The sequence below is a fragment of the Sorangiineae bacterium MSr12523 genome, from assembly GCA_037157775.1.
GTDB lineage: Bacteria > Myxococcota_A > Polyangia > Polyangiales > Polyangiaceae > Pendulispora > Pendulispora brunnea.
In genome coordinates this window covers 6,727,123-6,751,035 of the sequence record CP089982.1, presented here as the reverse complement: position 1 = coordinate 6,751,035, position 23,913 = coordinate 6,727,123, and the positions used below count along the sequence as shown (strand labels likewise).

Here is a 23,913-nt window from a genome sequence, read left to right as displayed (position 1 = left end):
GGCTAGCGCACCGTACCGACGACCACGGCATTGGCGCTGATGCCCTTGACGGGGATGCGAACCACCTCATGGCAACCGACTTCGCGCAACCAACGCTCGTACTGGGCGCCCGTGTAGTTGCGACCGCGTTGCGTTTCGACCAGCATCAGCAGGTTGAACATGGCCGCCGGGGCGGGACCGGAGCGGTCGTCGTCCATCAGCAGCTCGCTGATCAGGATGGCGCCGCCGGCAGGCAATGCCGCACGCGCTTTGCGCAGGATGGTGAGATCCTCGGCCTCGCTCCAATCGTGCATGACCGATGACAACAAGGCCGCGTCGTGCTCGCCGGGCAGTTCGTCGTCGGCGAAGAAATCTCCCCCCACGCACGCGATCCGATGGCCGAGACCCGCCTCGGCGATCCGCACCTTGGTCTGCTCGCACACGAACGGCAAATCGTACACGGTCGCGGTGAGGTGCGGGTAAGCGCGGCACAACTCGATGGTGTAGGCCGCGCCGCCTCCCCCGATATCGAGCAGCCGCCGCACACGGGTGAAGTCGTAAGCATCGCCGAGCGCCCGTGCCGTGAACACGGACATCGAATGCATGCCTCGCCAGAAGGTCCGCATCATATCCGGATCACGGGGATCGAAGAGCGAGGGTCGCTCGCGGGGATCCCACGTGGTGGGCGCATTGCGCCGCAATCCTTCCGAGAGCTTCATCCATCCGGGATAAACCCGTTGATCGAGCATGGTGATGTAGTCGCCGAAATAGTATCGGCCGCCCGGCACGAGGTATTCCGCGGCGAGCGGCGAGTTCACGAAGCGCTGCCCGTCCGTGACGAGAAGCCCCAGGCTCGCGCAACCGCTCAGCAACATCTCGGCCGGGCGCGGATGGATATCCCGCTCGTTCGCGAGCTCCTCGATGGTCAAACCACCGCGTTCGGACAGCAAGCCGAACAGATTGAGCTCCACCGCCGCGGCGAGTGTTTTGGCCGCGAAGAAACCGGAGCTCAACTCCATGAGCGCCCGCGGATTGACCGATGGCACGGCCGCGAAATCGCTCATGGTGCTGTCTCCCGATAAAGCCCCAATCGTGGTTCGGCGGTGATGCGGATATTGCCCATGGCGGTGTCGGGCCCGAGTGGATCACGCCAGATGTCCCAGACCGGTGACATGTCGATTCCACACAGGTACGACAAGGAGGATTTCGCGGTTTCATCCTTAGCGCCATGCGCGGCCTCGACGATGGCCTCCGTGGTGACCCGGCTCGACGTGCCGGACGCCTCTCGGACGTCCGTGAGACCGGTGATGATCTGGGTGAAAGCCTGCACGGGGCGTTCTCCGCGGCCTTCGGCGTGGACGAGTTGTTCGGACCGACCAAAATAGTCGTCGGCACCCATGTACTCGCGATACATCCGCGCCACCAGGACCAGCATGCGCGAGTACGCGCGCCGGTACGTGTAATCGAAGAAGGCCAGCGCTTCCTGCTCGGGCATTTCGCCGCGCAGTAAGGTGGCAATCGCCGCGGACCCCACCATGGCGCTGTACTGCGCGAGATGAACGCCCGTCGAAAGCAGCGGGTCGAGAAAGCATGCCGCGTCCCCGATGAGCGCGTAGCCGGGGCCGCAAAACCGCTCCGAGACATAGGAATAGTCCTGCTCGACGCGCACCTGCCCCTCGAAACGGGCACCCTCGAGCAGGGCCCGCACGCCGTCGTGCCCCTTCATCAAATCGAGGTAGTAGTCCTCGAGCGAGCCGTAGCGTGCTCGATTCTCGATGAAGCGCCGCTTGTGCGCCACGAAGCCTACACTCCGCCGATCCCCGGCCAGGGGAATGATCCAATACCAACCATCGGCGGTGGAAACGATGTTGATTGCGCCCTCGGGGCTGTGCGGCAGAAGGCGGCTGCCCGTCCAGTAGCCCCAAATGCCCACATTCTGAAAGAGCTCGTGCGGGGTGCGCATATCGAAGTGCCGCTTGGCGAGCACGCCTGCACGACCGGATGCATCGATGAGGAAGTCGAATGTCGTCATCCGGACGGCGTCCTTGTCATCGTCCCGAATCCATTCGACCGCCGTCGGGCGATCTCCGTCGAAGATCACCCTGCGAACCGTGGCTCCTTCGACGATGGTGGCGCCCTGCTCCGCCGCGTTTCGCAGCAGAATATCGTCGTACGTCGCCCGATCGACCTGCCAGGACCACGCGTCGGGGGCGACCAGCTTGCGCCAGTCCAGGAGCCATTCGTCGTTTTCCCATTGGATGAGCGAGCCGCGCTTGATTTGAAACCCTGCCGCCGCAACCTTGTCGAACGCGCCCGAGAGCCGCAATATCGAAAGACAGGAAGCGAGCAGCGACTCGCCAATATGATACCGCGGGAAATGCTCTCGCTCCAACAGCACGACATCGAATCCATTTCGAGCTAGAAGCGCCGCGGCGGTCGAACCGGCGGGACCGCCACCGACGATGAGTACGCGCCGGCGTTGTTCGGTGGGATGGCTCATGATTCGCGCACCTTGGTACGCTCGAGACCGAGCTTGGGCGAGGTGACGAGACGGTATTCCGCCGACTCCGCATCCCGCAGGGGATTCTCCAGGACCGAGGAAAAATCGGGCGATCCGGGGCCATCTTCCGCTTTCATGAACCGGCGCTGGACGAGCAGCGCTTCGGCGGTCAGCCGTTCCGTCAGTACCCGCGTGGACGCATCGGTGGCCTCCCACAGATCGGGCAAGCCGGCGATGAGTTTGACGAAGGACTCCGAGGAAGCCGTTTCGCCCGCTTCGAGGCTCGGCTCTTCGCCAATCAGCCGATCGGAGGTGCGGAAGAAGCCGTCCTTACCCAAATATCGTTCGTACATGATACTCACGAGTGCGAACAGCCGTGTGTAGGCCCGGCGGTAAGCGAACTCGAAAAAGGTCAGCGAAGCGTCTTCGGTGACCTCGCCGCGATTCACCGAGGCAATGCAGGCGGCGGCGGTGAGGGCACTGTAGAGGGCCAGGTGGACACCGGTGGAAAGCAGTGGGTCGAGGAAGCACGCCGCATCTCCGATCATGAAATATCCGGGCCCGCCGAAGCGGTCCGCGGCGTAGGAGAAGTCGGTCTCCACATGAACCCCACCGAGGTATTCCGCATCGGCAACCAGCTCCCGCACGCTTTCGGATTCATGGACCAGAGCGCGGTACATCTCGTTCGTCGAGCTGTAGTTGCGACGCCGCTCCGTGAAGACGTCTTTGCGTGTCACGAAGCCGAGGCTGGTCCGCCCGCCTGCGAGTGGAATGACCCAATACCAGCCTTCGGGTGAGGAAATGACATTGATACCGCCCTTGGGGGTATCGGGAAGGCTCTTGGTGTTGCGCCAATAGCTCCAAATAGCGACGTTGCGCAATGTCTTGTCCATGCGTCGGTTGTCCAAATGCCGCGTGCTCAGCAACCCGTTCCGGCCGGACGCGTCGATCAGGTAGTCGAAATCGTCGATGTCGAACGGTGCACCTTGGTCCGGTACGCATCGAACCGCCGTGGGCCGGCCCTCGTGGAAGGTGACCTCCCGGGCGCTGACCCCCGTGGTGACGGCAACGCCGTTGCTCTTTGCATGCTCGAGCAACAGCTGGTCGAACTCGGCGCGGTCGACCTGCCACGAGTTTATTCCCAGCCGCGAGCCCCAATCGAACACCCAACTGTCCGACTCCCACCGAAGCACACCGCCGTACTTGAGCACGAATCCGTAATCGTCCACTTTCTTGGCGACGTCGATCGCTTCGAGGATGGTTCGGCAGGACGGAGTCAGTGATTCGCCAATGTGGTAGCGCGGAAATCGGGCGCTCTCGATGAGTTGGACCTGCACGCCCTCCCTTGCGAGCGCCGTGGCCGCAACGGAACCGGCGGGCCCTCCACCGACGACGAGAACCTTCGTTCGTTTCGACATTGAGTCATCACTCCCCTCGGTCCAAACGTTATTTCTTTATGATTGGTTGTGCGAACGACGACGCAGCAAGGTCGCGCGCGACCGACGGCTACACGCCTCGACGCGCCCTCCACCAAGCCCGCTTCCCCACTTCCGGCGCCAATCGCCAGCGAGTCATGCGAATATGGGAGTGCTTTTTGTCACGTCAATGTCGTATTCGTGGCCCGTTTTGTCATGGATATCGCGAGGTGACGTCGGGCCCGTCGTCATACCGAGCGGCCGAGAGGATCCCGCCCGACGCGCAGACGATTGCGTATGGGTAATATCCGGAGGCCGCGATTGCGTATGGGTAATACGCAATCATTGCGGCGCGGAGTTTTCGATAATTTGAACTTAACTCGGAATCACTTCGAACAGCAGACTGCCCCTTCGCGGCCACCGGGCACGGTTCCAATCGGCGGCTTGCCGTCGGCGCACCGGTAGCTCGGAGCGTGGGTCTTGCCGTCGCCCATGTCGTAAACGACGGTGCCTTTCGCATTGCACTCGTCGGGCGTCATTTTGGGACGTTCCGTGGGGGCGCTCGCCTGTTCGGTGCTGACCTTTTCGGAAGGATTGGTGGAGGGCTCCGGGGGCGGTGTGGAGTTTCCGGAGCAAGCCGCAGCGAGAAGCGCGGACGTGACAATCCCAAGAAGAGAAACGTTCGTAACCCATTTCATGATCGCCACGGTAAAGGATGCTTCCTTCGATCGCACGGGAGGATTCGACTTCTGCCAGGTTGGGGCGGTAGAATCCGTCGGCGGACGAGGCCGTGTCGGACGAATCAATGCCAACCGGAACGAACGATGCGAACGCCGCAGGCTATGCCTTCGGTGCATTTCGCTTTGCGCCGGAATCGCGCACGTTGCTGCTGTTCGATGAGCCGGTGCGGCTGGGAGCCCGCGGGCTCGACCTTCTTCGCATTTTGGTGGAACGTGCCGGCACAGTCGTGGCGACGGACGAATTGTTGACACTGGTATGGCCCGACGTTGTGGTCGACGAGACGAATCTGCGCGTTCAAGTTGCGGCGCTTCGCCGGGTGCTGGCGCGCGGAGAGCAGGGGGTGCGCAGCATCGAAACGGTGCTGCGAGGCTATCGATTCACACTTCCCGTTTCGCCGTGGGTGGACGAGTCCGGCGAGACCTCGTCGAATGAGCATACCCTGCACAATTTGCCCGCGTTGCTCGCCACCGTCGTGGGGCGCGCCGATACGATTGCGCTCCTCGCGGATTCACTGGCCCAACAGCGCCTGGTCACCATCACGGGGCCCGGTGGTGTCGGTAAAACCACCGTGGCCATTGCGCTGGCGCGACAGCACCTGCGGCTTTTCTCGGATGGGATCCGGTTCGTCGATTTCTCGTCCCTTTCCGATCCGCGCCTCGTCGCGGCGGAATTGGCTTCGGCGCTCGGGATCGGCGGGCTCTCGAACGAGCCCCTACCGGGCCTGCTGTCCCATTTGCGCAAGAAGCACATGCTGCTCGTGCTCGATACGTGTGAGCACGTGGTGGACGCGGTCGCAGACTTGGTGGAGTCGCTGCTTTCGCGACTTCCGACGCTTCGCATCCTTGCGACCAGCCGCGAAGCCCTGCGCGCCACCGGGGAGTGGGCCCATCGACTGCCTTCTCTGCCGCATCCGACGCACACCGACGGATTGAGTGCCGCCGCCGCCCTTGCCTATCCCGCGGTGGACCTTTTCGTTCAGCGGGCACGGGCCATCTTCGATCGATTCGAATTGCACGATGCCGATGCGGCCATCGTGGGGGACATCTGCCAGCAACTCGACGGAATGCCGCTGGCCATCGAGTTTGCCGCCGCGCGGGTTGGCGAGCTTGGCCTTCGTGAGATTTCCGCGCGCCTTGGCGACCGTTTCGATGTCCTGACCCGAGGCCGGCGAAAGGCGCTTCCGCGGCACCAGACGCTCGCGGCCACGTTGAATTGGAGTTACGACCTGCTAGCGCCCGAGGAGCAAGTGATGCTGCGGCGGCTCTCGGTCTTTCGCGGCCCATTCACCGCCGATGCGGCGGTTGCCGTGGCAGACAGTGCGTGGCCGCGCTCGGCGACGGTGACGTACCTGTCGAATCTCTTCGCCAAGTCGCTCGTAACGGTGGACATCGGTGGGGAGACTCCCCTCTACCGGCTGTTGGATACGACGCGGGTGTTTGCGTCCGAAAAGCTGACCACCGGCGAACGGCACGAGGTTTCGGCCCGCCACGCGTTGCACGTCCTCGCGTTGCTTCGCGAGGTGGAGCTCGTCGACGAAACCGCGGACAGCCACCATTGGACCGAGCGCCATCGCAACGTGATCGACAATTGGCGCGCCGCGCTCGATTGGACCCTGTCCGAGTCCGGCGATTGCGCTCTAGGCCTGCAGCTCCTAGGCACCTCGGTGCTGATTTCGCACACGCTGTCCGTGTTTGGCGAGTGCGCACGACGGCTGAAAGCTCGATTCGAGCAGATGTCCGACATGTCCAAGGAAGATCCGGCCATGTCGAGCCGCCTCTGGGAGATGTACGGACATGCGATATGGCACACCGCGGAGCCGGTCGAGGCCGTGATCCACGCCTTTCGAACCTCGTTCGAGGTGGCTCGGGGCGCGGCGCTCGTCAATGCGCAGCTCCGTGCGCTCTGGGGCTTGTACCTCGTTTTTAGTTACAATGGCGATTACGCCGAGTCATTGATGATCACGAAGGAATACGAAGCCATCGCGGCCGCGCTCGATTCCCCCGAGGTCGCGCTCGCACGCGGGCGAATGGCCAGCCTCGCGTTTCACGGCATGGGCGACCAGGCGCGGGCGCGAATCGCTGCGCAACGCGTGCTGGCGGAGGCGGCGAGTCCCACGGGCAAGGGGCGCCCGCGAGGCCTTCAATTGGATTCGCGCGTGGCCATTCGACCGACGCTCGCGCGCATTTTGTGGCTCCAGGGGTATCCAAAGCAGGCGTGGGAATGTGCCTGCGAAGGCGTCGAGCTCGCGCGAGCCATCGGCCAGCCGCTGCCACTGTGTTCGATGATCTCCGTGGGGGCGCTGCCCATCGCGTTTTGGACGGGGCGGATGGCGGTGGCCAGAGAACTCGCGGAGACGCTCTTCACGACTTCGTTGGAGCACTCTCTCCTTTTGGTCCATACCTTCGCGCAAGCTTACCGAGCGATCTTGGAGGGCACATTCGACACGAGCCGGGAGCCGCCGGGCGGAACTTTGCTTGCCGAGATGGTTGCCACGATGGATTCGACGTGCGCCGTCGAAGCGACGCTTGCACGCGTCGACAAGGGCTACGAACGATGGTGCACGTCGGAGCTGCTACGGATTCGGGCCGAGCGGCTGTTTGCGGAGGGGACGGTCGAGCACCAGGTGCGGGCCCAGGCTTTGCTGCGCCGTTCGCTCGACGTGGCGCGAAGCCAGCACGCGTTGGCCTGGGAGCTGCGAACGGCCATCACCCTCGCCGAGCACGCGCAAAGTGGGCACGCCGAGGCGCTCGACCGACTCGCCGCCGTGCACGAGCGCTTCACCGAGGGATTCGACACGCGGGATCTGCTGCAAGCTGCAGCGCTCCTTCGAGGCCGATGACCCTCTGGCAAGAGGCCATCGTCAGAATGAATCGCGCGAAAATGTCAATTCATGGCATTGCGTGGGCTGCCCCGTCTGCACCTGTTCGGCCCCTTGGTACTCGACCCCAAAGTCGTTGTCGGCGCAGATGATGAGCCGGCGCGGGCCGACGGCCGCAAGCCCTTCGATCTTTTCGTAGGGATAACCCGGAATCGTTGCCAAGACGTCGACGAGCAGCTTCTTCGCAACCGGTTCGACCCCCGCTTGGCGCAATTGAGTCGGATTCATCGCCTCGAGCGTCACACCTTCTCTCTCCGAAACGCCTTTCACATTGGTCGCCGCCGACACGTCGATGGAATAGATGCGCTTGATGCGGGCGTTCGGTCCGGCGTTCTTGTCTCGCTCGACGACCAACAGTTTCGTATCGCTCGATGCGTAGATGTCGGAGAGGCTGACGTCGGCTTGGTGGACTCCCTGGAATGTCGATGCATCCTCCGTCAGGTAAACGTATTCGCCTGATTGCTCCAGCGTGGCCAGATCCACACGCACGATTCGCACCACGCGCGACGTATCGCCAACGGCGGCATTTGGATTCTGCAATGGGTTTTGGACCACACCAAACAGGAACCGTCCGCTGGGGCTCACCGACACCCCTTCGAATCCCCGGTTGCGGGGGCGCTTCGTCAGGTACTCCGGGAAAACGTCATGCGCGTACGGGAGTCCTAGTTTGGCGGCATTTCCGGCCGGCACCAATCGATTCATGATCGTGCCTTTGCGCGAAATCTGAACGAGGCTCATGTATTCATCGCAGGCCCAAAAGACATCTCTCGTGGCGTCGTAGGCAATCCCCTCGGTATCGAGGCCCTCCGGGTCGAACGCAAGCTGCTTTTGCCCCGTCACGTCGAAGGGCGTTTCGTCCGCCCCGGGAAGGTTCGGGAGTGGCGATATCGGCGTACCGTTCGGCCGCAGAATGGGAATTCGCTCGAGAACCTCGATGCGATCACCGGCGAATCGAATCTTGTAAATGCTCGGCCCGAGATCCGCCAATGGGAACGTGCGATGGTTGGCGCCGCCAATATGGATCAGGCCATTTGGCCCGCGATCGATGATCGTATGAAAGACGTCCGGCGGATCGCCTTCTGCGGGAACCACCCCGGAAAAACCACCGAGCTTCACGCCGGCCTCGAGCTCTGGAGGATTCTCGAGCGTAAACTGCCGGACGGAAATCGTCATTTCTTCATGTTGCGGATCATCGTTCGAGCAGGCCATCACCAAGAGAAGTGCGGGCCCGCAGCATGCCAAACGTACTGCTGAACGGCTCATGCAACGTTTTCTTAGGTCAGGTCCGATAAGGCTTCAAAGACAAAGTGGCTAGCTCCTCAGGGTCGTGGCACCGCACGAAGCCGTGTAAGATGCGGCGCATGAGGTGGTTTCGCCCCGCTTTCTTCGTGTCTCTCGTTGGCGCTGGTTGCGTCAGTGCTCTGTTTCCATTGGGCTGCGCGTCCATCTTGGGGCTCGACGACACGACCTTGCGCGAAGATGCCTCGCTCGATGCGAAGAGCCATGAGCCGGAAGTTGGCCCCGGAGGCGGCGAGGGTGGAATCGCCGATGCCGGCACGGACGCGCACACCGAGCCGCTCGGATGCGAGCCTCCGCCGAGCGATGCCGGATTCGTGGTTCAATGGACGACGGGGTGGAGGCTGCCCGATGGCGGATATTCGAAGTGCGCCAAGACCGCGCTCCGGCCCGACATGGTGGAGGTTCGTGTGCTCACCAACGTCGGGTTTACCGAACCCAAGGTTGGCACCGTCGTCAAAAATGCGCTGGTCTTCGCCGGCCTGCCCGACGGCGATCGTTACGTGCACGTGCCATCGGTTCATCAACTCTATGTCGTGCGGGGCGGCCATGGACTCGACATGGGATACGACGAGATCGGGCGTCCGGATGCGACGAAAGGCACGGGCGAAAAGCTTCGAACGAAGGCGTCTCCGACGCAGATCAGCGGGACGTGGAGGCTCGGCGGAACGGTGTCATCGCCGCCGCTGATGCCTCAGAATGCGTATTCGGAGTGGCCATACGAGTTCCGCGGTGCGCCGCTTCTCGATGGCACGAAGGGGGATGTGGTATGGCTGCTCGGCACCTTGCCTGACGAGGCGATCAAGGGCGAGAAGGTCGCAGAAGTGTGTACGCCGTCGAGTCCGACCACGATGCGTCCGAACGAAACGACCGAGGTGACGGCGCCGTGCTCAACCGTGCCACTGCAGTCGCTCATCATCACGAATGCCTATGGCTCGTTCGAAAGGTCGCTGCCCGGCGAAGTCGCCGACGAAGGCGTCGTGCACATCGACACGGCCCCCTCCGGCGATTCGCACCTCACGTCCCCCAACGGCGGATGGAACGATGCGCGCTCGGAGGACAATCGTCTCGCGCGTGCCACGATTGTCGGCGATGCGGGAGATCTCACCATGGACGTCATGCTCCCCGCGCCCTCGGAAACATGGGTCGTGACGGCGGAGGAGCAAGTCTGGAAAACTCACTCCATCGTCCGCGTCGATGGCAGTCCTTCGACGCGGCAATGGCGGGACGTGGCCAGTTCGGCGCAGGCCATCATTGGAAACAGGACGTTGGGGTGGAACATCCCCGCGTTGCCGGGCGAGGTGATCGTCCACGGCAAGGATCTGCTCAAGGCGCCCGCGACCGGCATCACGACGACCCCGACCATCAAAATTACGCTCGCGTCCGGGGTGTACACGCTTCCGCCGACGGGATATCGAATTGCGATTGTCGAGGTCATGACGGGGAACAAGCGTTACGAGATCATCACCAGCCAGAACGAAGTCACGGTGCCGCCGCTGTCGCCCGACATACTCGAGAATGGAAAAGAATACGTTCTCGAGGTCACCACCCGATTTGCGGGAGGATTGACGTGGCAACCCATGGAGCTCTATTCCGAAGAGGAACCATGGCGCGTCATCCGGCGCAATGATTTGCGAATGGCCTACATGACGCGTGTTACCAACGCATTCATTCCCTGAGCCGCGCCTTCGGGCAGCTTCTCCTGTCTACATTGTCACCGGTTTCCACCGCATCCTTTTGAGGATCACGGGAACCCACAATGATCGATAGGATCATGATCTCCTCGACCATACCCGTCGCTCATCGCCCGAGGCTTTTGCGCATCCAACTTTGGAATGCCTTCTGCAGTGAGCCGGCCACGACGTTCCCAATGGGCCGTCGTCGAGGAGGTTCATCGTGCGAAAGACATTGCTGTTAGGGGCCGCGGCGGCATTCCTGTTTGCAGCCGCTCATCCCATCGTTGGCCACGCCGCCACGGCGTCGTCCGTTGCTCCGTACGTGGATATGGGCGAGTGGCCCACCCCATCGCTGTCCACCATGGCAAGCAAATCCGGTGTGAAGAGCTTCACCCTTGGATTCGTTACGGCCGCGGGCTGCAAGGCAAGCTGGTTCAATGCCTATGATCCTCGCGCGGGATGGCAAAAGGAGGAAATTGCCAAGATTCGAGCAGCTGGCGGAGACGTCAAAGTCTCCTTCGGCGGCGCCAGCGGCATCGAGCTTGCGCAAATGTGCACGACGGTTGCCTCATTGGCCGACGAGTACGACGCCGTGGTCAAAGCCTACGCATTGAAATACATCGATTTGGACATCGAAGGCGCCGCCGTGGCGGATCCGGCCTCCATCACCCGCAGATCCCAAGCCTTGGCCATCGTCGCCAGTCGCCATCCTGGCTTGAAGATCTCGCTGACCTTGCCGGTGATGCCCAATGGCTTGGACGCCAATGGGCTCAACGTGGTGAAGGCCGCGAAGGCGGCCAATGTGCCGCTCGACATGGTCAATATCATGGCGATGGACTACTACGAAGGACCCGGCGACCAAGGCGCCAAGGCGGTATCGGCGGCCAAGGCGACCATGGCTCAATTGAAATCGCTCTATGGCCTGTCCGATGCCGCCGCGTGGAGGAAGGTCGGCGTCACCCCCATGTTGGGGGTGAACGACTCGGGCAACGAAATTTTCCTGCAGAAGGACGCACGCACCCTGGTGAACTTCGCCGCATCCGTGCACTTGGGCATGCTCTCGTATTGGGAACAGGGCCGCGACGCCAATGCATGTCACGGCGATCTCGCGGTGTGCACGAACATTACCCAGCAGCCTTACGAGTTCGCAAAAATTTTCGCCGGATTCAATGGATTCGTCGGTTTGACCGATCCGGTCGAGTGAGACCGGAGGTATGACAGCGCTGTCTTCGGCCAGAGAACCAGGGTTGACAGCGCATGCTCAAAGGACCGGATCGCGCGCATCGGTGGATGCGGCTCGCCTCGTGCTAGGCGCATGGCACGCATGCGACTCTCATTATTGCGCGGGCGACAGAGCCCGTCCCCGTGGCGCGTTCGACTCCTTCTCCTTGCCGCGGCGCTAGCAACGATGGCCACGTCGGCCCCTCCCACGTGTCCGCTCGATGCCGCGCTGCCCAAGGAAACCGCGCCGCCCGCGGGGGAGGTGTACCGGTTCGTCGTGGAGTCGAGCATCGCCCCCCAGATCGTGGTGGATCGGGGGGCATCTGGGCGCTTTCTCGCTCCGGATCCGGGCCTCCAGCCCACCGCTCCGTCTGCGAGACGGCAGGACGTGCTGGTCTTTCCCGGTGAACGCCTGGAGCACGCACGCATTTGGCTCTTTTGCGAGTCCGATGGGTGTGGGAGCGACTTTCCTGGCGACGATTATGTGCGCGTCGTGGGGCCTTCGTCGTCACCCGCATGGTCGATGCGCACCGAGGGCGACGTCACCGTCCGACGAACACGTCCCGCCGGCGAGCATGGTGTGCAGTTGGAGGTGACGCTCGAGCCCATCGACGTGGTCTTTCCCGAGAAGCTGGCCCCGGGCTCGGGTGCTTCGCTGCGCTTCGAGGTGATTCCCGAGGCGTCGCGCGATGCATCTCGCATTGGCGTGGTCTCGGTGACGCAAACGTACGATCGCAGCTATACCGTCAACGTCACGCCCAAATCCTTCGTAAGGTCGATCGGCTACGTTGCGCCCGATGCATCGGCACCGGAAGCAGGGGACTTCGAGAGCGACCGGTGGCGCGTCGCGGCCGTTCTCGACGGGCTTTGCGCCGAAAGTCCGTGCGTCCGGCCGAATGTGAACTTGCGCATCGTGGCCATCGACGGGACGTCACCCCCGAGGGATGGCGGGCCATGACGCCTGCGTCTCATCGAAGTACGCCCCTTTACGCAGCGCTCATGGCACACCCGGCCGTGGTGGCGTCCATTGGCCTTTTGCTGCTCAATGATCATGTCTTGAAGGTGCATTGGTCCGGGCTGTTGACGGGCAAGCTTTCCGACGCCGCAGGCTTGACGTTTTTCCCCGTGCTGCTCCTTGCATTCGCGGCGGTTGCATTTCCGTGGCCGCTCGGCCTGCGCGCGCTGCTCGGTTGCACGATCGTGACCGCGATCGCATTCGCGTGGGTCAAAATCGATCCCGCCGGGACAGCGTTCTATCGGCATGGGCTAGCGGTCGTTCAATGGCCGTGGTGGGCCGCGATGCGCCTCGCGCATGGCCACGGCGTTCCGGGCTTGCGTCCCGTGGTCGCAGTGACCGATCCGAGCGACGCGCTGATGCTTCCATTCGCGGGGGTCTCACCATTCCTCGCCGTCCGTTGCGGAAAATGGGCAGCACGCGCGCACACCGTTCGCGGATGAGAGCGCTCCGTGTGTGGCGGAGGCGGATGCGCCATGGTCCAATGAATATGTCGGAAAAGGATCTGTTGGCTGGACCATCCTGCCGCATATAAAGCTCATGCAGCGTAACGGGCTACGGCCCCGCCCATGCCGGCGGCGGAGATTGTGCGTGCCATCGGTGCTTGGCGCCATTGGGTCGCACTGCGGCCTCATCGCACTTTGCACGCTCACGGCTTGCGCGAGTTCGGCCTCGAAGGACGCGGAGAGCAAAGAGGGGCAGGGGCCTGCGACCGTGCGGGACGAACCATACGAAGATATCGTTCCCAATTTTTGCGACTGGGATCACAAGCCGAAGGACTACCGGTGCGTGGTCGATATCTATGGCCACCCCGCGTGCCGCTTCGATGCGCAAGGCCATCCGGTGGACTTCGAGAATCAGTATTACGTGTACATGGCGGACAATGCGATGAACACGCTCGAGTACGGCAACGGCGTGGAGTTGTACCAGCCGATCCTCTGGTGCCAGGTTTCTCCGGAACCGCACAACAGAATGGACTTCGAAGAACGAGCGGGGAAGACGATGTTGCGCGTGCCTGGCGTACACCGTTATTCGACCAAGGCTCCCATCGTTGTCACGGGCACCATGGTGTCCAGCTATGCCCGCAAGGAGCAATGTGGGCGGTTCTTCGTCGATTTGGCAACGTCGCTCGACGGTACGCACTGGAGTGTCGATGCGTCGACGGCATTCACCCCGAAGCTCGAAGGCTCGGACTTCAAGGTGGAAATGACGCTTGCCGCGCATAAGCTGTTCCGCGTGGAGCTCCGCGCCGAGACCGATCTCACGTGCGCGCCTCGACTTGAAGCTTTCCACATCACGGTGCCACGGCGCCTCAATTCGTCGTTTCGGACGCGGTAAAGAAGTCGATCAGACCGTAGGGCGCGTTGTCGTCGTCGAAGCAGAGAGCGTGGGTTTTCGCGGCATCGGCGGCGGCGTACGCGCTTCGGATGAACATCGTTTTTTCATACTCGGCGAGCGCGGTTTCGAGATCGCCTTGGTGAGCGGCCAGGGCCTTCCCGAGCTCGGCGCCATCGTACATCGCGAGGTTGGCGCCCTCACCATCGGGCGGATTCAGATGTGCGGCATCGCCGAGAAGAGTCACTCCGGGCACGCGCTCCCACCGATGTTCGGGCGGGAGCGCATGGATCATGCGGGGGACGGGATCCGTCTCACCGTTGGTGATCAGCGCGGTGAGCTCGGGTGCCCAGCCCTCGAACTCCGCTGCAATGCGAGCCTTCGCGGCCTTTGGATCGGCGAAGTCGATGCTTGCGATCCAGTCCTTCGGCTTGGTGAGCGCGACGTAGGTGTGCAGGACGCCGTTGGCCTCGCGGTGGGCGACGATGCCCTTGCCGGGTGCGAGGGCGAGCATGGCACCGGCTCCGACGATCTTTGCGCTGGCCGGGTGGCGCGCGTCGGCGTCGAATAGGTACGTTTCGATGAACGAGGTGCCGACGTACTCGGGCTTCGCGTCCGAAAGCCGCGGCCGGACCCTCGACCAGGCACCGTCCGCACCGACCACGAGGCTCGCCATCGCCGTCGACCCATCCGCGAACGTGAGCTCGTGCTGCCCGTCGTCGAGCGGGTGAATGCCCGTGACCTTGCGTCCCCACTGGACGGTGCCGCAAGGGAGCGAGTCGAGCAGGATGCGCCGCAGATCGCCGCGATGCACTTCGGGGCGACGGCCACGGCCGTCGTCGGGCTGGTCGAGAAGGACCGTCCCGTGCGGATTGACCACCCGCGTAGCCTCACCGCCTTCGTGGACGATGCGGCGGAACTCGTCGAACAGTCCGGCCGCCTTCAGTGCCAGCTGTCCGTTGTAGTCATGAATGTCGAGCATCCCGCCCTGCGCGCGCGCATCCGCCGACGCATCGGCCTCGTAGACCGTGGCGGCGATGCCGCGGACGTGCAGAACGCGGGCGAGCACCAGCCCGCCGAGGCCGGCACCGATGATGGTGATGGGAGTCATCGTGATTCCTTACAACTTTGTTATTGTGGCTGTTTTTGCGTTGGAACATCGTTCCAATGGTAAACTTGGAACACCGTTCCAGACCTGTCAAGATGGACCCATGGCGAAGGCACCGCGCGGCTCGGAACGACGCGAAGATGCGCTCTCACGGGAGCGAATCGTCGGCGCGGCGATCGAGCTCCTCGATGACGAGGGCGAGAATGGGTTGACCTTCCGCGCGCTTGCCACGCGGCTGGCCACGGGCCCAGGCGCCATCTACTGGCACATCACGAACAAGAACGAGCTGCTCGTCGCAGCCACCGACGCCGTCGTCGCGCGCACGATGGGGGAAGTCCCCGACTCCGCCACGCCGCATGAAGCGATCCGCGGGATCGCGCTGGGCGTGTTCGAGGCGATCGATGCGCACCCGTGGGTGGGCGCGCAGCTCTCGCGTGCTCCGTGGGAGGCCGCGATGCTGCAGATCTTCGAGCGCATCGGACGCCAAGTCCAAGCGCTCGGCGTTCGAGGTGGCGCCCAGTTCACGTCGGCGTCGGCACTTCTGAGCTACATCCTCGGCGTGAGCATCCAGAATGCCGCGAACGCCCGCCTGCACGAGCCCCCCGTGAACCGCGCGGATTTTCTCGAGACGGTATCAGCCCGATGGAAGCAGCTCGACGCCCACGAGTTTCCGTTCATCCGCAACGTCGTCGCTGCCCAATTGCCCGAGCACGACGATCGCGCCGAGTTCCTCGCTGGCATCGATCTCATCCTCGCCGGCATCGCGGCGTCTTAAGATCTGCCATTTGCGCCAAAACTGGCTCGGCAAAATCGCTCCTCGCTTTGACGGATATCGCGCCGTCGTCACAAGCAACACCTATGGTGTCGACAAAAGCGCCGCTTGCGCGCGGCTTCCTTCCGTTCATCTCCGTTTCCCTCTTGGCAGGCGTCGTTGCCTGCTCATCGTCTTCGAACAACGACTCCCAAAACGGCACGGACCCCAAAAATAGCACCGCCGCGTGCGGCCGGCTCACATTCGAACAATGCGGAGTGTGTCATCTCGAACGTTGCAACTGCGGTCCCACGTCCGAGGAAGACGACATCTGCCGACGACTCTCCCAGGAAAACGGGTGCACGAAGATAGAGGGCGCGCTCGTTCTCCTGGAGAGGGAGGATTGCTAGCTTCGAGGCCTCAACGCATTGTGATGTGTATGTGACATCGAAGGGCGGGCCCGACCTGGAAAGCGGGCCCGCACGAAGCGACAGAGCTCGTGACAAGCCGCCATTCGAGGGGCGCATCTTCGCAGACTGGTGAGGTAGCTCGACGCCGCCATCGACGTTTTTCTTCGCGCGAGGTGTGGGACCTCATCCAAGTACGATTGTTGCTCTGGCACCTGCTCGACCCGGCAAGAACCGTGGAAGGGCGGATAGATGCATGCAATTGAGCACTGAGCGAACTGTCCAACCCACCAAACCCATGGAGCTTGCGAAGAGTGGCCCTCCATCGTTATCGCGCCTGGAAATCAAAACGCTGCACGAGGCCCTCCCGTACTTGTCGTACCAACCCGGCGGCACACCAGATACGAAAAAAGCACCGGGGCTCTGCATCTACGAAAGGCCCGTCACCGAATTTTGGAATGGTGAAAGACCGCTGCTGCTCTATTTTCCAGAGCGGGCCGTCGACAATTATCGGCACCTGCGCGACGCCTTCGCACGGTACTTCCAAGTCCGCATCCATTGCGCGTTGAAGTGCTGCTACATGCCGGCGGTGCTTCGAGCGTTGCGCGGAGCGGGAGCGGCTGCCGAGGTCATAAGTGAACTCGAGTGGGGCATTGCCCGTTCGGTCGGCTTCCGCCCCAGCCACATCGTTTCCAATGGCGTCGTCCGGACCTCGCCATATCGGATGGCACTCGTAAGTACGCCTGGCGTTTTGATAGGCGTCGACGGCCAAGAAGAGCTCGAAAAGATCGAGTGGTGTGCGCGTCGCGTGGGTAGAAGGCCCGATATCATGATCCGGGTCAATCCGCTTCCCCCCGGTGAATACTTTTCGGAACGCTCGAAGCTCGGTGTCGACGCGAGTGAAGCACACCGACTCATCGAGTATTCCTTGAGATCTCCCCACTTGGAGCTCGTAGGCGTGCACGGCCACCAACTCGTGCATTGCGCGGACGTCGACGAGTTCGCGCGGTTTGCTCGCGGCATCGGGGAGCTGGCCGCGGCCTCGCGTCGCTCCAATCAAACGGGCATTCGGCTCATCGATCTGGGGGGCGGGTTGGAATCGAGGTTCATGCTCGAACGCGAAGGCAAGTCCGTTCGGGACTTCGCCGCAGCGGCCCACGATGCACTCGCAGGACTACCGGGCCCCTGTCAGTTGATTCTAGAGCCTGGAAGGTTCCTGTTCGCCGATGCGGCCGTCGTCCTTACGAAAGTGCTCGGCACACGACGGCGTGCGCAGGTCGATTGGTTGGTGACGGATGTGGCGAGCAATCTCTTGCGCCCCATCTCCGATCGCTCATTTCCGCCGGTGCCACTTCGGATGGATCCGCATGCTGACTGGCAGTCATGCCATGTCGTGGACTCACTCTGCTCACCGACCCGTTTTTGGCTGGATGCCCACCTGCCAACGAGTGCGGCGACCGATGGCCTGGCACTGCTCAATTGTGGCGCGTACACGTTGGCCCACGCTTCAGCGTGGGCCACGGACCTGCCGGATATCGGCTACATGGAAAATGGCAGGGTTCAACTCGTTTTCAATCAACACCAGCAGGCGGAACTCCTGCATTCCCTCTACGGCATCAACCTGCTCCCCTATCGAGGAACACCGACGGTGTGAGCCTTGGCGTCGGTGTTTCTAATCCGCGAGCGCTTGCTCGACGGCACGTGTCACCTCGGGACTCGAGGGGTCGACCTTGTGCAGGAAGCGGCCAATCACTTCTCCCTTCTTGCCAATGAGGAACTTATTGAAATTCCAAGCCACGGCGCCGCCAAATTTGGGATTCGTCTCCGCGCTCTGCAGCCAATCGTAAAGCGGCGCCATATCCTCTCCTTTGAGCGCCACCTTTGCGAACATGTCGAACGTGACCCCGAAATTCGAGGTGCAAAACCGTTGAATCTCCGCTTCCGTCCCGGGCTCCTGGCCACCAAAGTCGTTCGACGGAAATCCGAGAACGCGAAACCCTTTCGGGCCATACGCCTGCTGGAGCTTCTCGAGCCCTTCGTACTGAGGTGTGTACCCGCACTCGGATGCAACATTGACGATGAGCAGAACCTGCCCCGCATAGTCTGCAAGGCTCTTCGTTTTGCCGTCGATGGTTCGCACCGTAAAATCGTGAACGCTGTTCGTCATGTCTTTCCCTCGCGCGGCCGAGCGTATCGTCTCGGCCATCGCATGGCCACCTTGTCCGCATAGCCGTGCTCGTCCATTCATCGCGCACGCGTCACCCTCGCGCCGCAACGGTCATTCCGTCGCGCCGTGCTCTCGGAGAGACTTCGGTGCCCGTGGAGCTTCGTTACTCGATATTCGTCCACCCGGCGGGTTCGTCCAATGCAAACTCGCCGAGGGCAACGCCGCGATCGAATTGAATATCGCTCACGTCGATCGCGTAGACGATGCGACCGTGCTCGTTGGTGCCGGATAGTTTCAAGAGGGTTCCCGTTTCATCGTCGACCCACATCTTGAATCCGGTCGCGCCCAATTTGGTGCTCGAGTACCAATCGTGGCGGCCGGCTACACTGGTTACATTTCGGCCGAGCAACACCTCATGGCCGACGATTTTGCTGTCGGATCCCGTTAGCCAGAAGGCGTAATTGCTCGGGAGGGTAACTTCGTGCGCCGCATGTGCCCAGGCGCGATCTTGCCGCGCCACGTAGACGGCCTGGCACGCCTGGTTGAAGAAGTGCCGCGCCTGCTCACGCTGAACGATGGGAGCCCGCCGCTTCTTCTGGAACATCGACCGCTCGGGATAAAGAAGGAGGGCCGATGTGCCGTCCGCCACCGATTCCTCGATGGCTCCCTCGCGGGGTGTCGTGCGGACGAAGCTTCGCAGGTTCTCTTCGGAAATGGCGAATTCGACCTGTTCGTCCTGGCCATTGTTGGAAAAAGCAATGTGGAAGGCGCCTCTGACGTCGCGGTAGTTGTCCACCGCGTTCAACATTTTTCGTTGAATCGCGGCGACGTCCCCGGCGACAGGCGTCGTGAATCCGCACGACATCGATTCGTCGGAGGCACTGCTCGTCGCGGCGAAGCCAAGATCGAACCCGACGAGATCGGCCCCCGTGCGCCCGTTCCCGTGATCGACTTGGAGCGTGCACGCCGTACCGGGGCCGCTGCAAAGCGCGTTTCCCAGGACGTGCCAGCCATTCGACGCCGTATTTTGATTGAAGGACCCCTGGAAACTACCTGCAGCATAGGTGGCGCGCGTATCGGTAAAGGCAACGTTCGCCAACCATACGGAGAGATTGTTCATGTAGAAGCCACCGCTCGGCCCAAAGAAGCGCCATACGTAAGTACCGCTCGAACCGAGTCGGTCGTCGCCGTTTTTGTCCCTCGGCTGTCCGCTTCGATACGCCCAACTGCCCACTGCAATCTCATTTTCGCAGTTTGGGTATTGACTCTTGGCACGATCGTTGTCGCATTCCGTTCTTGCGAGAGCAGAAGTCGAAAAGAAACCAATGCCGACTGCCGCGGCCGCGGCGAGCGGCGCGCGCAACATTCCTGAGCTCATGAATACCTCGTCGTGATGGGTGACGCTGCGTTGTTACTGCAAACCGATATTCGCCCAGCCGACGGGCTCCTCCAGCGAGAACTCTCCGAGACCTACGCCTCGGTCGAACTGGATATCGGTGACGTCGATCGCATACACGACGCGCCCGCGGTCGTCCGTGCCCGATAATTTTAGCAGGACGCCCGTCTCGTCATCGATCCACATCTTGAACGCCGAGGCCCCCAGCTTGGTGCCCAAGTACCAATCGTGACGGCCGGCGACGACGGTCACCTTTCGGCTGAGCAGCGTTTCCTGCCCGACCACCTTGGCGTCGGAGTCGGTCAACCAAAATGCATAATTGCTCGGCAGGGTTATTTCGTTGGCGGCATGCGCCCACGCAGGATCCTGCCGGCGAACGTAAACCGACTCGCATGCCTTGTTGAAAAAGTGACGCGCCGATGGAGCATGCGAGATCGGCGTGTGAGCGCTCCGGCGGAACATGGCGCGCTCCGGATAGAGAACCAGGGAGGATACGGCGCTCGAGGTCTCCTCCACCGCGTTGCCCCCGCGCGGAGTCGTTCGCACGAAGCTGCGCTGGTCCTGTTCGGAAATCTTGAACTCGACCCGATCGTCCTGACCGTTGTTGGAAAAAAAGACGTGAAAGGCGCCTTTCACATCACGATAGCGGTCCACGGCATTCAGCATATTTTGCTGGATGATGGCCACCTCTGGGGCGAGAGGCGCGACTTGTCCGCAGCTGGAGGTTTGGTTCGCCTCGTCGTCGTCGGTCAACCCATCATTGGCCAAGACGCGAATGAGATCCGCCCCCGTCCGGCCGGATCCATGGCTGACTTGGACCCCGCCCGGTCTAGAATTGCTCCCCACGTACGACCACCCGCTGGGCGCCGTATTTTGGTTAATGGTGAGCATCCGGTCCGAGTTGGCACTGTATTCGGCGCGTGTATCGGTAAACGCAGCGTTCGCGAGCCACGCATAGAAATCCGCAGAGTCCCCACCGACACCGGAAAAGACCCACCAGTAACTGCCGCTCGTGCCAAGCCGATCGTCTCTGTTCCAATCCCCGCGTTGACCGCTCCGGTACGCGTAGGATCCGTCGATGGAATTGTAGCAGTTGTACATATTGGGATCGCGATCGTTGTCGCAATCGTACTGCCGTGCAAAAGCCGAAACGGAAAGTAGGTTCACGGCACATACCGTTGCGACCACGAGCCGTCCGCGCAGAGTTCTTGAGCTCATGAATGACCTCTTTCTGGGCCGATACCCGGCGCCCGTCCCAGCAAGTGCCATTCCGAGCCGTAACAATCACGATGTCCGACGAATCCGACGTTGCAGCCTACCAGGCCCGTACCGGTTCACTTGATTTGGTACAGCGCCGATACGATCGGTGGTACGCAGCCGGTACAGCGCTCGATACGAATACGGATTCGAGACTCGAATGGCACGGGGCGTAGGCGTCACGAGCCGACGCAATCCGCCACGGAATGGGAGCGGGTGAGCTTGCGAACGACCCTATTCGTCGTTGACCGCAAAAATAGGAAAATACGAGTCGATGTGCCCGCGCGCATAGTGCTCGGCCAGCTCGGGGATTTGCTCCCATGAATAGACGCGTTCATCGACCGGGGGCATCCAGCCATTTTTGCACGCGAAGTCGACCGCGGCCTCTCCTTCTTCGTACCGGGCATAGTGCGTATGAACGTGAATGTGGCGCCCGATGCACTCCATGGCCCGCGAATTGGCGAAGGTCACGCCGTGTTTCCAGCCCGACGTGGTCATGACGCCTTGCCTGGCGAGGGCCTTGAGCGCGGTCTTGTACGAGACCCCCAGGTTATCGACGAAGATCGACACGCCCCGTCCGGCGCTGCGCGCGTGTACGGCTGCCAAGAATTCCTTCTCGAAGTTCGCCGCGGTCCACCCGCTGCGATCGATGGGGTCGATCCCCAGCTCTCGAAGCAACCTGCACCTCGCCTCGACCGAGGTGACCATGGCCACCTTGCAGCCCATGGCTTTCGCCAGCGATAGTTCTGCGAGGGCCACGCCGCCGCCCCACGCGCACACGAACGTATCCTCCGGGGGACAATCACTCATTTGCGCACGCCAGCAGGCATGCGCGACCCGCCAATTCGCCCACGCGGTGACGTAGCGCAGTGAGAACGCGGCCCACTGTCGCAACGATCGCGATGAGAGGAGACTCGGCTCGGGGAGTGGCACGAGCTGCCGGTGATGCAACTTGGTCGTCTTGGCCAGTACGCCCACCGTGTTCGGTGCGTCGTAACCATAAATGCGCGTGGGATAACCGTATTCGTCCCAGGTGCCATTGCAAAATACGATGCAAATGTCACCTTCGCGCAGATGGCGCACGTTGTGTCCGACGCGGTCGACTCGCACGACCCCCGCATTTCCCACGACCACGGCGTCTTCTCCGCGAAGGGTGCATAGGTCGACCGGGCTCCTTCGCACGGCGTGGTCCATATTTCCCTCCCAGCAGCCATAGATGGGCCGGACGAGCACCTCGTCATCGGAAAGGGGAGGAAGCGTGAAGGTTTCGCGCACGAGCGGGCCCAATGCGGCCCCGTCTCCCGTGCCCTTCCGAAGGACCCACGCTTCGGTCGCAATGGCGCTCATGTCATTTGCGGGCCCCGACGTAATCGACCATGTCGCGCACCGAACGCAGTCGGGATGCATCTTCCGGGGAAATGGTCAGCCCGTAGGTCTGTTCGATCTGGAAGAGCAGATTCGCCAAGTCGAGCGAGTCGAGCCCTTGTGCGGCAAGCGGCTTGTCGTCGTCCAGATCGGAGCCATCAAGGCCGATTTCGGCGGCACGGAACAATCGAAAGATGTCGTCTCTACGGATCATGCCTAAGGTCTGAACTCCATCAAGTTGGTTCCCCAGGAAAATCCGACGCCGAATCCGCTGGAGATGATTTTCGTGTGTCGCTGTTGCGTGAAACATTCCGCGAGCATGATGGGAATGGATGACGATACGGTATTTCCGTAACCGGCAATGTCGAATGGCACCTTCTCGGGCGGCAGTCCCAAGGTGGCGCGCAGGTGGTCGACGATGTACTTCGAACCGGGGTGTAGCAAGAACTGGTCGATGCCGTCGAGTGTGAGCTCGTTGCGGGAGAGAACGCGTTGGATGCTCGCCGGCACCTCGCGTGCCGCGTTGGAGAACACCAGGCGGCCATCCATCTTCAGACGATGGCCATCGTGCATCAGGCATTCCCAAGTATTGGGGACGGTGCCAAAGTCGGAATCGATGACGGCATACCCCGGCTCGTCGGTGGAAAGATACGAGACCGACGCCGCATCGCCGAAGAGGAGGGCCGTCGCCTTGTCCGTCGGATCCACGACGACCGAATACGGATCGCACGTGAAGAGCAGGGCCGCACCACCCCCGCCCAAGCTTTGGAGAAGGCTCGACGCGATGGCCACCCCGTGCACGTGGCCCGCGCACCCTTGCGAAATATCGAAGGTGAGACAGTGCTTTCCAAGGCCCAATCGCTGGTGCACGATGGCTGCGGTGTGCGGAATTTTGCGATCGGGGTTCTGCGTGACCACGCAGACCACGCGTACCGCGTCGAAGTCGACCTGCCGGCGCCGCTGCAGATCGGCGAAAGCTCCGACACAGAGATCGCTCGTCGTCTCCGTCGAGCTTTTGACAGCCCGTTCCGCGATTCCGATCTTGTTCCTCAGAAAAGCCGGATCCATCTCGAAACGTGTTGCCAGTTCCTCGTTGGAGACGCGGGCCCGTGGAATGTAGGTGCCAATACAGGCGATGCGCACGTCGCACGTCACGGTCGCGACTCTAGTCCGGCGCACCGATTTGAAAAGCGCGCAAATTGAATTTCGAGTGCTCAATTCGAAAGAACGAAAATGTGTCCACTGGGAGATGAATCTTCTCAGCCCAGGTGAACCGAAACCACGGCAAAGGTCGCCGTGGCGTTGCGTCCGCCTGATCGGAGGTCACCGCCGTTCGCGCTTCAATGGACTCGTAATTATCAAATCGTACAACGTCATATGGTTTTACCTCGAAATGGTAGACGCCG

Annotated in this window: 20 protein-coding genes; 8 read left to right on the top strand and 12 right to left on the bottom strand. The window is 62.0% G+C overall.

The window, feature by feature from the left end:
• Window positions 1-2: 2 nt before the first annotated feature.
• The 4 genes from LZC95_25860 to LZC95_25845 all read right to left on the bottom strand — a co-directional run bounded on the left by LZC95_25860 (window position 3) and on the right by LZC95_25845 (window position 4,601).
• Window positions 3-1,043, bottom strand: a complete 1,041-nt coding sequence (locus LZC95_25860; protein WXA89918.1) for an acetylserotonin O-methyltransferase — start codon at window positions 1,041-1,043, stop codon at window positions 3-5.
• Window positions 1,040-2,479: a tryptophan 7-halogenase gene (locus tag LZC95_25855; GenBank protein ID WXA89917.1), complete on the bottom strand. Its 1,440-nt coding sequence runs from the start codon at window positions 2,477-2,479 to the stop codon at window positions 1,040-1,042. Before LZC95_25855 ends, LZC95_25860 begins: the two co-directional genes overlap by 4 nt.
• Window positions 2,476-3,897, bottom strand: coding sequence for a tryptophan 7-halogenase (locus LZC95_25850; protein ID WXA89916.1), 1,422 nt, complete (start codon window positions 3,895-3,897; stop codon window positions 2,476-2,478). Before LZC95_25850 ends, LZC95_25855 begins: the two co-directional genes overlap by 4 nt.
• Window positions 3,898-4,280: 383 nt before the next feature.
• Window positions 4,281-4,601 (bottom strand): hypothetical protein, encoded by a 321-nt coding sequence (locus LZC95_25845; GenBank protein WXA89915.1) that lies wholly within the window; start codon window positions 4,599-4,601, stop codon window positions 4,281-4,283.
• A gap of 98 nt (window positions 4,602-4,699) precedes the next feature.
• Between LZC95_25845 and LZC95_25840 the strand changes: the two genes are divergently transcribed.
• Window positions 4,700-7,474 carry a helix-turn-helix transcriptional regulator gene (locus LZC95_25840; protein WXA89914.1) on the top strand — a complete coding sequence of 925 codons (2,775 nt, stop codon included), beginning with the start codon at window positions 4,700-4,702 and terminating at the stop codon, window positions 7,472-7,474.
• Window positions 7,475-7,495: 21 nt separating this feature from the next.
• On the opposite strand, the gene LZC95_25835 is transcribed toward LZC95_25840, so the two are convergent.
• A complete protein-coding gene (locus LZC95_25835) occupies window positions 7,496-8,686 on the bottom strand; it encodes an esterase-like activity of phytase family protein (protein WXA89913.1) in 1,191 nt (396 codons plus the stop codon).
• Window positions 8,687-8,874: 188 nt separating this feature from the next.
• On the opposite strand from LZC95_25835, the gene LZC95_25830 reads away from it, so the two are divergent.
• The 5 genes from LZC95_25830 to LZC95_25810 all read left to right on the top strand — a co-directional run bounded on the left by LZC95_25830 (window position 8,875) and on the right by LZC95_25810 (window position 14,059).
• Window positions 8,875-10,488 carry a hypothetical protein gene (locus tag LZC95_25830; protein ID WXA89912.1) on the top strand — a complete coding sequence of 538 codons (1,614 nt, stop codon included), beginning with the start codon at window positions 8,875-8,877 and terminating at the stop codon, window positions 10,486-10,488.
• A 217-nt stretch (window positions 10,489-10,705) separates the two neighbouring features.
• Entirely contained in the window at window positions 10,706-11,689 is a 984-nt protein-coding gene (locus LZC95_25825) for a chitinase (GenBank protein ID WXA89911.1), read from the top strand.
• A gap of 204 nt (window positions 11,690-11,893) precedes the next feature.
• Complete coding sequence (locus tag LZC95_25820) at window positions 11,894-12,664, top strand: hypothetical protein (GenBank protein WXA89910.1); 771 nt, start codon at window positions 11,894-11,896, stop codon at window positions 12,662-12,664.
• On the top strand, window positions 12,661-13,164 hold the full coding sequence (locus LZC95_25815; GenBank protein ID WXA89909.1) for a hypothetical protein: 504 nt from the start codon (window positions 12,661-12,663) through the stop codon (window positions 13,162-13,164). The genes LZC95_25820 and LZC95_25815 overlap by 4 nt, the downstream gene beginning before the upstream one ends.
• 148 nt (window positions 13,165-13,312) lie before the next feature.
• Entirely contained in the window at window positions 13,313-14,059 is a 747-nt protein-coding gene (locus LZC95_25810) for a hypothetical protein (protein ID WXA89908.1), read from the top strand.
• On the opposite strand, the gene LZC95_25805 is transcribed toward LZC95_25810, so the two are convergent.
• Window positions 14,034-15,167 (bottom strand): FAD-dependent monooxygenase, encoded by a 1,134-nt coding sequence (locus LZC95_25805; protein ID WXA89907.1) that lies wholly within the window; start codon window positions 15,165-15,167, stop codon window positions 14,034-14,036. The two genes, LZC95_25810 and LZC95_25805, sit on opposite strands and share 26 nt — an antisense overlap.
• Window positions 15,168-15,267: 100 nt before the next feature.
• Between LZC95_25805 and LZC95_25800 the strand changes: the two genes are divergently transcribed.
• A complete protein-coding gene (locus LZC95_25800) occupies window positions 15,268-15,939 on the top strand; it encodes a TetR family transcriptional regulator (GenBank protein ID WXA89906.1) in 672 nt (223 codons plus the stop codon).
• A 681-nt stretch (window positions 15,940-16,620) separates the two neighbouring features.
• Complete coding sequence (locus LZC95_25795) at window positions 16,621-17,976, top strand: hypothetical protein (protein ID WXA89905.1); 1,356 nt, start codon at window positions 16,621-16,623, stop codon at window positions 17,974-17,976.
• Between the two features lie 18 nt (window positions 17,977-17,994).
• Here the strand turns inward: LZC95_25795 and LZC95_25790 are convergent, their stop codons facing one another.
• From LZC95_25790 to LZC95_25765, 6 genes are all read right to left on the bottom strand, one after another.
• The gene (locus LZC95_25790; protein ID WXB00222.1) at window positions 17,995-18,489 is read right to left on the bottom strand and encodes a glutathione peroxidase; all 495 of its coding nucleotides are present in this window, start codon (window positions 18,487-18,489) and stop codon (window positions 17,995-17,997) included.
• Between the two features lie 163 nt (window positions 18,490-18,652).
• Window positions 18,653-19,609 (bottom strand): hypothetical protein, encoded by a 957-nt coding sequence (locus tag LZC95_25785; protein ID WXA89904.1) that lies wholly within the window; start codon window positions 19,607-19,609, stop codon window positions 18,653-18,655.
• Between the two features lie 291 nt (window positions 19,610-19,900).
• Entirely contained in the window at window positions 19,901-21,052 is a 1,152-nt protein-coding gene (locus LZC95_25780; protein WXA89903.1) for a hypothetical protein, read from the bottom strand.
• Window positions 21,053-21,376: 324 nt separating this feature from the next.
• The gene (locus LZC95_25775; GenBank protein WXA89902.1) at window positions 21,377-22,489 is read right to left on the bottom strand and encodes a zinc-binding dehydrogenase; all 1,113 of its coding nucleotides are present in this window, start codon (window positions 22,487-22,489) and stop codon (window positions 21,377-21,379) included.
• A 1-nt stretch (window position 22,490) separates the two neighbouring features.
• Window positions 22,491-22,721 (bottom strand): phosphopantetheine-binding protein, encoded by a 231-nt coding sequence (locus LZC95_25770; GenBank protein ID WXA89901.1) that lies wholly within the window; start codon window positions 22,719-22,721, stop codon window positions 22,491-22,493.
• 2 nt (window positions 22,722-22,723) lie between these two features.
• Complete coding sequence (locus LZC95_25765; GenBank protein WXA89900.1) at window positions 22,724-23,662, bottom strand: ketoacyl-ACP synthase III; 939 nt, start codon at window positions 23,660-23,662, stop codon at window positions 22,724-22,726.
• Between the last annotated feature and the right edge of the window lie 251 nt (window positions 23,663-23,913).